Genomic DNA, 8,140 nt, shown 5'->3' with positions numbered 1-8,140 from the left:
GGAATAGCTCAGTTGGTAGAGCACGACCTTGCCAAGGTCGGGGTCGCGAGTTCGAGTCTCGTTTCCCGCTCCAGATTTAACATCAACCTCATTGTGATCAGTTATCCGACGGTTTATCGTCGTCTGATTTTGATTGTCAGCCTAAGGTTATCCACAGCACGGCACCCCATCGTCTGCGCCTTTTACGGCGATCTGTAAAATGTTTCTGAACAGAGTTATCCACAGCTTTATCGTTAAAACGAAGCGGTAGACTCATTATTAAATAAACACAACTTTTTCTTAAGTTGTTGATATTTATGATTATGAGGATATTTCAATTTGTTATTTCAGCGTGAAACGCCCGTTATTGCAGTTGAATGACAACAGCTTTTTATTTTTATTCACAGCGTGTGGAAAACGATAAACTGCCGGCTGGCTGGTTAATCACGCATCACGGGGTAAACCTTTTTCAACGGCACGCACCAGACGTTTCTGCTGAGCAGGCTGTACGTCCACGACGAGTTGCTGGCGTTTCTGCTGCTGACAGGCGACCGCCCACAGAATATGTTCATCCAGCAGTTCACTCTCTCCGAGCCGCTGTTCCAGTACTGGCACAATATCCGCTGACCAGGGCGCATTACCCAGCGCTACCGCAATATTACGCAGCCAGCGCAAATGACCAATCCGTCGAATCGCCGAGCCTTCGGTGATACGCAAAAATTTCGCCTCATCCCACTGAAACAGAGCGATAAGCTCCGGTGCATGCAGGGCCGCGCGGGGAGAGAAGTCACTTTCATCGCTGAGTTGCCCGTAACGATTCCACGGACAGATCAACTGGCAGTCATCACAGCCATAAATCCGGTTGCCCATCAGCGGGCGAAACGCTTCCGGGATCGCCCCTTCCAGCTCGATAGTAAGATAGGAAATACAGCGCCGGGCATCCACGACGTAAGGCTCAACGATAGCGCTGGTCGGGCAGATGGTCATGCAGGCGACACAGCGGCCACACTGCTCCTGCTGCGGCGTATCAATCGGCAGGGGTATATCGATCAGCAGCTCGCCAAGGAAAAACCACGAGCCAGCTTCACGATTCAGAATCAGCGAATGTTTGCCGGTCCACCCCAGTCCTGCTTTAGCTGCCAGCGGTCGCTCAAGCAGCGGGGCCGAGTCCACAAAGGGCCGGAAGTTAAGCTCGCTGCAATGCTGCTGGATCATTTCTCCGAGCTTTTTCAGGCGATTGCGCAATACTTTGTGGTAATCGCGGCCTAATGCATAACGGCTGACATAGCCCAGTCGGGGATTTTTCAGCGTGCTGGCAAAGGCGGCTTTGGCCGGAAGGTAATTCATGCGAACGCTGATGACGCGCAGCGTGCCGGGAAGCAGTTCATGCGGACGCGCCCGCATCATGCCATGTCGCGCCATCCACTCCATCTCGCCATGATACTGCTTCTCCAGCCACGCCTGCAGGCGCGGCTCTTCCGCACTGAGATCGGTATCGGTGATGCCGACCTGCTGAAAGCCGAGATCTAATCCCCACTGTTTAATCTGTTGTGCGAACTGATGAAGATCGAGAGGGTATGACATGAGTGACCAGGATTCGAAGAGAAACGACCGCAGTTTACCATATTCTGTCTGGCCTGCGCAGGCGGTGGCGCAGCTTGAGCAGCAGGGAGCCGATGCCCTTGGCATTACCCTCTATGAACTGATGCTGCGCGCCGGGCAGGCCGCCTATGAGCATCTGAACCGGCACTGGCCTGACGCCCGCCACTGGCTGATCTTGTGCGGCCACGGTAACAATGGCGGGGATGGCTATGTGCTGGCCCGACTGGGGCAGGCGGCGGGTAAAACCATTACGCTGCTGGCGTGTGACAGTGAAAAAGCGTTACCGGAAGAGGCGCAGCGCGCCCGGGACGCCTGGCTGGATGCAGGCGGCGAGATCCATGCGGCTGGTGCGGCATGGCCAGAGCAGGTGGATGTGATTGTCGATGCGCTACTGGGCACCGGCACACAGCGCGCGCCTGCGGAACCCTATGCCACGCTGATTCAGCAGGCAAACGCCCACGCGGCACCGATCCTCGCCATCGACATGCCGTCCGGCTTATCCGCGCGAAACGGCACGACGCCCGGTGAGGTGATTAACGCCACACATACCCTGAGCGTCGTGGCGCTGAAGCCGGGCCAGCTTACCGGCAAAGCCCGCGACGTTATCGGCACGCTCTATTATGCCGACCTTGGCCTGACGACGTTTCTCGCGGGAGAAACCGCGCCGATGGCACGTTATGATGCCAGCGCACTGACCCGCTGGCTTAAGCCGCGCAAACCCACCTCGCATAAAGGCAACCATGGCCGTCTGCTGGTCGTCGGGGGCGATGCCGGAACGGCCGGGGCAGTGCGCATGACGGCTGAGGCCGCGTTGCGCACCGGTAGTGGGTTGGTGCGAGTACTCACTCACAAAGATAATATTATCCCGATCCTGACAGCCCGCCCCGAAGTGATGGTCGATGAACTGACCGATGAACGCCTGAAAGAGGCGCTGGAGTGGGCCGATGTCATCGCGGTCGGGCCTGGTTTAGGACAGCGCGAATGGGGTAAGCAGGCGCTGAAAGCAGTGGCAGGCAGTGAAAAGCCGATGCTTTGGGACGCAGATGCACTTAACCTGCTGGCAATCAGTGCGGAGAAACGTCAGAATCGCATCATTACGCCGCATCCTGGCGAAGCGGCACGTTTGCTTAATATCAAGACCAGTGAAATTGAGAGTGACCGCTTACATGCAGCGCAGAGACTGGCGCAGCAATATGGTGGCGTAGTGGTACTGAAAGGTGCCGGTACGATTATTGCCAGCGAGCAGGGCGAAATGGCCTTTGCTGATGTGGGCAATGCCGGTATGGCCTCCGGCGGTATGGGCGACCTTTTGAGTGGCATCATCGCCTCGCTGATGGGTCAGCAACTGCCGCTGTTCGGGGCGGCCTGCGCTGGCTGCGTGGCGCATGGTGCCGCAGCCGATGCGGTGGCGGCACAACGCGGCACGCGCGGTATGCTGGCAACAGATTTACTGGATCTACTGTGGCAGTTTGTTAATCCTGAGATGAATAAAGAAGCATGAAGACCTGTGTTATCTCTTTGCCCGATGAGGCGGCTACGCTCAGTTTGGGCGCTCAGCTGGCGCGCGCCTGTGGCAGCGCGGCAGTGATTTATCTCTATGGCGATCTGGGGGCGGGTAAAACCACCTTCAGCCGCGGCTTTCTTCAGGCGCTCGGCCATCAGGGCAACGTTAAAAGCCCCACTTACACGCTGGTGGAGCCTTATGCGCTGGGTAATCGCACCCTTTATCATTTTGACCTCTACCGCCTGGCCGATCCCGAAGAGCTGGAGTTCATGGGGATCCGCGACTATTTCAGCGGCGAGGCAATCTGTCTGGTCGAATGGCCGCAGCAGGGCGCTGGTTTTCTGCCGTCGCCCGATGTCACACTGACGCTGCGCTATGTGGGTGAGGCGCGGGAAGCGGAGCTGACGGCACAATCGGCAGCCGGACAGCAATGGATTGAACACGTTGATCAGGGCAGGGATCAGGCATGATGTCACGGATGAAAATCGCGCTGGTGACACTGCTGCTGCTGGTCTGTACGCCGCTGTTTGCCGCCACGTTGTCCGATATTAAAGTGGCTAACGGCGACAGCCAGGCCACGATTACCCTGAACTTTGCCGGACAGCCTGTTTACGGCTTCTTCCCGCTGCGCAATCCCGATCGTGTGGTGCTTGATGTGCGCCAGAGCGGCGTGGTTCAGGGGCTGCCGCTGAACTTCAGCGGGGAAAATATCGTAAAGCGGATTCGGACCAGTACCCCGAAAGATAAACAGAGCGTGCGGCTGGTGTTTGAGCTGACGCAGGCGGGGAAAACCCGTGCGGTTACCCAGCGCAATGGCAACAGCTACAGCGTGGTCTTCACGATTACCGGTAAAGCGCCGGTGGTGACGCGCAGTGCACCCGCTCCGGTGACAGCCCCGTCGCGAGCGCCCGTCCAGAGTGCCGCTGCCAATCCGTTTAACGCCAATCCGGTTACCTCAGTGAGCAGTTCCGCCAGCACGGTACGCCCTGGCGCGACGGTCAGCCACAACGACACGGTGATTGTGGCGATTGACGCCGGGCATGGCGGTCAGGACCCGGGCGCCATCGGACAGCGCGGGCTGCAGGAGAAGAACGTCACTATCGCGATTGCGCGTAAACTGCGGGTGCTGCTGAACAACGATCCGATGTTTAAAGGCGTTCTGACCCGCGATGGTGACTATTTTATCTCAGTGATGGGCCGTTCTGACGTGGCGCGTAAAGCCAATGCGAACGTGCTGGTGTCAATCCATGCGGATGCGGCGCCGAGCCACGCAGCCACCGGTGCATCGGTCTGGGTCTTATCCAACCGCCGTGCCAATAACGAGATGGCTAACTGGCTGGAGCAGAAAGAGAAACAGTCTGAGCTGCTGGGCGGCGCAGGCGACCTGCTGGCTAACAGCCAGGCGGATCCCTACCTCAGCCAGGCGGTGCTGGACCTGCAGTTTGGTCACTCGCAGCGCGTCGGATATGACATCGCGCAGAAAGTGTTGCAGCAGCTGCGCGGCGTCACCTCGCTGCATAAACGGCTGCCTGAACACGCCAGCCTGGGCGTGCTGCGTTCACCTGACATTCCTTCTCTGCTGGTGGAAACCGGCTTCATCAGTAATTCCTCGGAGGAGCGACTGCTTGGCAGTAGCGCACACCAGGATAAGATTGCGCAGTCGATCTACAAAGGTCTGCGCACTTATTTCCTGGCGCACCCGCTGCAATCCATCCCAAAGGAGGAAAACCGGCCGCTGGGCTCGTCGCCGGCGGTTAGCGTCGCCAGCAACCCGGCGACCGGGGTGACGCAATATACGGGGGCAACGCAGCGTCATACGGTGACGCGCGGTGAGACGCTTTCCGGTATTGCCGCGAAGTATGGTGTCAGCATGGCGACGCTGCGTGAGCTGAATACGCTGAAGCGGGATGTGGTCTGGGTCGGACAGCGGCTGAAGGTGCCCGCCAGTGCCACGGCCAGCCGCACGACCCGTGCCCGGGGTGTTGTGCGGCACAAAGTGGTCGTCGGGGATTCCCTGACCGGTATCGCCGCACACTATGGCGTCAGTCCAAAAGCGATAATGCAGACCAATAATCTGAAGTCGACCAACGTAATGTTGGGGCAGAACCTGAAAATCCCTGCATCCTGATTGTTCGCCCGGCTACGCGCCGGGCTGTCAGCCAAAAGGATATCCACCATGCCGATACAAATTTTACCGCCTCAGCTGGCAAACCAGATTGCGGCGGGGGAAGTGGTTGAGCGTCCTGCATCGGTTGTAAAAGAGCTGGTGGAAAACAGCCTTGATGCTGGCGCAACGCGCATTGACGTTGATATTGAAAAAGGGGGCGCAAAGCTTATCCGCATCCGTGACAACGGCTGCGGCATCGTGAAAAGCGAACTCGCGATGGCGCTCGCCCGGCACGCCACCAGTAAAATTGCCTCGCTGGATGACCTGGAGGCGATCATGAGTCTGGGGTTCCGGGGCGAAGCGCTGGCCAGTATCAGTTCGGTCTCCCGCCTGACCTTAACCTCGCGTACCGCCGATCAGACCGAAGCCTGGCAGGCTTATGCCGAAGGGCGTGAGATGGCGGTGACGGTCAAACCGGCTGCGCACCCCTGCGGCACCACGCTGGAAGTGCTGGACCTGTTTTATAACACCCCCGCGCGGCGCAGATTCATGCGCACCGAGAAAACCGAATTTGGTCACATCGACGAGGTGATTCGTCGTATTGCGCTGGCGCGGTTTGATGTCGCCTTTTCGCTCAGCCACAACGGCAAAATGATGCGCCAGTATCGGGCCGTCAGCGAGGAGAGTCAGCGCGAACGGCGGCTGGCCGCCATCTGCGGCACCACCTTTATGCAGCATGCGCTGCGCATCGACTGGCAACATGACGATCTTTCGCTGCGCGGCTGGGTCGCCGATCCGGCCGGGTCGCGTCAGGTCAGTGAGCTGCAATATTGCTACGTCAATGGCCGTATGATGCGTGACAGGCTGATCAACCACGCTATCCGCCAGGCTTTTCAGGACCAGCTGCAGGATGAGCAGCAACCCGCTTACGTGCTCTATCTGGAGATCGATCCGCATCAGGTGGATGTCAACGTCCATCCGGCTAAACACGAAGTGCGGTTTCATCAGTCACGTCTGGTGCATGACTTTATTTATCAGGGCGTGGTCAGCGCGCTTCAGGCGGTTGCCGCACCAGCGCTGCCCGCGCTGAAAGCAGAAGAACCGGCCCCACGCTGGCAGCCGGAGAATCGTCAGGCCGCCGGGGGCAACCATTTTGCCCAGCCTGTGCCCTCCGCCAGTGAGAACCGACCGGCCGCGCCCGCCCGTGAGCCAGCCCCCGCATGGCAAAACAAAGAGAACGTCTATCGTCAGCGTGAAGGCGCGGTTTATCAGCAGCTGCTGAAAACGCCTGCCGCCAGTGCGGCGGCGCCTGAAGCCCGCGAACCGGCTGCGCGGCGTCAGCCGGAGAAAGCCACGCCGCTGGCGGCCCATGCGCAGAGTTTTGGCCGGGTGCTGACCGTCCTGCAGAACCACTATGCGCTGCTGGAACAGGACCAGAAACTGTTCCTGATGGCGCTGCCGGTCGCGGCGCGCTGGCTGAAGCAGGCACAGCTCGAACCGGGTGAAGAGGGGCTTAAACCGCAGCCCCTTCTGATTCCGGTGCGCCTGAAAATGGCGCGGGAGGAGTGTCAGGCCGCCAAAGAAAACAGCAGTCTGCTCAGTCAGATGGGTATCGATCTGCAGCCTGACGGTGACCACGTGACCCTGCGTGCGGTGCCTTTACCGTTACGAACACAAAATTTACAAATCTTGATTCCTGAACTGTTAGGCTATCTCGCCCGGCAGCAGGAGAACTCTGCGACGCAGCTGGCCCAGTGGCTGGCACGGCGTCAGGATGCAGCGTCCTCCGACTGGAATCACTCACAGGCGATCAACCTGCTGGCAGAGCTCGAACGGCTCTGCCCACAGCTACTGAAATCGCCACCTTCAGGCTTGTTACAGCCCTTAGAGATTGAGAGCGCGATTAACGCGTTGAAGCATGAGTGAACTGAACCAGGCTGGCCGGCCAAAGGCGATTTTTTTGATGGGACCCACTGCATCGGGTAAAACCGCATTAGCCATTGAACTGCGCAGGCAGTTACCGGTGGAACTAATCAGCGTCGATTCTGCCTTAATCTATCGTCAGATGGATATTGGTACGGCAAAACCGTCGGCTGAGGAGTTAGCAGTGGCCCCCCATCGTCTGCTCGACATCCGCGATCCCGCAGAAGCCTATTCGGCTGCGGAGTTCCGGCGCGATGCTTTAGCAGAAATGGCGGATATCGTTCAGGCTGGACGAATTCCGTTGCTTGTTGGTGGAACCATGCTCTACTTCAAGGCGTTACTTGAAGGATTGTCGCCGTTGCCCTCGGCCGATCCCGACGTTCGTCAGCAGATAGAGCAAACGGCGCGTGAAAAAGGCTGGGAAGCTTTGCACCGCCAGCTGTGTGAGATCGACCCGGTTGCTGGTAGTCGTATTCATCCGAATGATCCGCAGAGACTTTCGCGAGCACTGGAAGTTTTTTTTATTTCGGGTAAAACTTTAACGGAACTGACAAAAACCTCCGGTGAAGCGTTACCCTACGACGTGCATCAGTTTGCCATCGCCCCCGCGAGCCGCGAACTGCTGCACCAGCGCATCGCGTTACGTTTTGAGCAGATGTTGGCGTCAGGATTTGAAGCGGAGGCTCGGGCCCTGTTTGCACGAGGTGATTTGCATACGGATATGCCTTCCATTCGTTGTGTTGGCTATCGTCAGATGTGGTCTTATTTATCAGGCGAAATCGATTACAGCGAGATGGTTTATCGGGGAATTTGCGCAACCCGGCAGCTCGCTAAGAGACAGATGACCTGGTTACGTGGCTGGGAAAACGTTCACTGGCTTGACAGTGACGAGCCCCGGCTGGCGCGTGATACGGTGTTACAGGTTCTTAGTGCGAAGCATGGGTGATTGTGTACAATTGATGAGTTATCGTGCGCAAATTTTTACGCAGTTTTTTTCAGAACCATAGGTTCTACGAGCAACAAAC

General features: G+C 58.0%; 6 protein-coding genes. 5 read left to right on the top strand and 1 reads right to left on the bottom strand.

Going from position 1 to position 8,140, the window contains the following annotated elements; translation table 11 throughout:
- Window positions 1-423: 423 nt before the first annotated feature.
- A complete protein-coding gene (queG, locus tag HFD97_RS16480; protein ID WP_167432219.1) occupies window positions 424-1,563 on the bottom strand; it encodes a tRNA epoxyqueuosine(34) reductase QueG in 1,140 nt (379 codons plus the stop codon).
- On the opposite strand from queG, the gene nnr reads away from it, so the two are divergent.
- Genes nnr through miaA form a run of 5 tightly spaced genes read left to right on the top strand, consistent with a single transcriptional unit; the run spans window position 1,562 to window position 8,061 of the window.
- Window positions 1,562-3,082, top strand: a complete 1,521-nt coding sequence (gene nnr, locus HFD97_RS16475) for a bifunctional ADP-dependent NAD(P)H-hydrate dehydratase/NAD(P)H-hydrate epimerase (RefSeq protein WP_167432220.1) — start codon at window positions 1,562-1,564, stop codon at window positions 3,080-3,082. The genes queG and nnr overlap by 2 nt on opposite strands.
- Window positions 3,079-3,555, top strand: a complete 477-nt coding sequence (gene tsaE, locus HFD97_RS16470; RefSeq protein WP_167432221.1) for a tRNA (adenosine(37)-N6)-threonylcarbamoyltransferase complex ATPase subunit type 1 TsaE — start codon at window positions 3,079-3,081, stop codon at window positions 3,553-3,555. The genes nnr and tsaE overlap by 4 nt, the downstream gene beginning before the upstream one ends.
- Window positions 3,552-5,213, top strand: coding sequence for an N-acetylmuramoyl-L-alanine amidase AmiB (gene amiB / locus HFD97_RS16465; RefSeq protein ID WP_167432222.1), 1,662 nt, complete (start codon window positions 3,552-3,554; stop codon window positions 5,211-5,213). The genes tsaE and amiB overlap by 4 nt, the downstream gene beginning before the upstream one ends.
- Window positions 5,214-5,261: 48 nt before the next feature.
- On the top strand, window positions 5,262-7,118 hold the full coding sequence (mutL, locus tag HFD97_RS16460) for a DNA mismatch repair endonuclease MutL (RefSeq protein WP_167432223.1): 1,857 nt from the start codon (window positions 5,262-5,264) through the stop codon (window positions 7,116-7,118).
- Entirely contained in the window at window positions 7,111-8,061 is a 951-nt protein-coding gene (gene miaA / locus HFD97_RS16455; protein ID WP_046102612.1) for a tRNA (adenosine(37)-N6)-dimethylallyltransferase MiaA, read from the top strand. Before mutL ends, miaA begins: the two co-directional genes overlap by 8 nt.
- The last annotated feature ends 79 nt before the right edge of the window (window positions 8,062-8,140 follow it).

This window comes from Pantoea sp. EKM103V (assembly GCF_011800365.1).
GTDB lineage: Bacteria > Pseudomonadota > Gammaproteobacteria > Enterobacterales > Enterobacteriaceae > Pantoea > Pantoea anthophila.
The sequence above is the reverse complement of the archived record's forward strand: the minus strand, read 5'-3'. Positions and strand labels throughout refer to the sequence as shown.

Excerpts from the sequence above, each read along its gene's own strand:
- nnr (WP_167432220.1), top strand. The coding sequence starts at position 1,562 with ATGAGTGACCAGGATTCGAAGAGAAACGACCGCAGTTTACCATATTCT.
- queG (WP_167432219.1), bottom strand. The coding sequence starts at position 1,563 with ATGTCATACCCTCTCGATCTTCATCAGTTCGCACAACAGATTAAACAG.
- tsaE (WP_167432221.1), top strand. The coding sequence starts at position 3,079 with ATGAAGACCTGTGTTATCTCTTTGCCCGATGAGGCGGCTACGCTCAGT.
- amiB (WP_167432222.1), top strand. The coding sequence starts at position 3,552 with ATGATGTCACGGATGAAAATCGCGCTGGTGACACTGCTGCTGCTGGTC.
- mutL (WP_167432223.1), top strand. The coding sequence starts at position 5,262 with ATGCCGATACAAATTTTACCGCCTCAGCTGGCAAACCAGATTGCGGCG.
- miaA (WP_046102612.1), top strand. The coding sequence starts at position 7,111 with ATGAGTGAACTGAACCAGGCTGGCCGGCCAAAGGCGATTTTTTTGATG.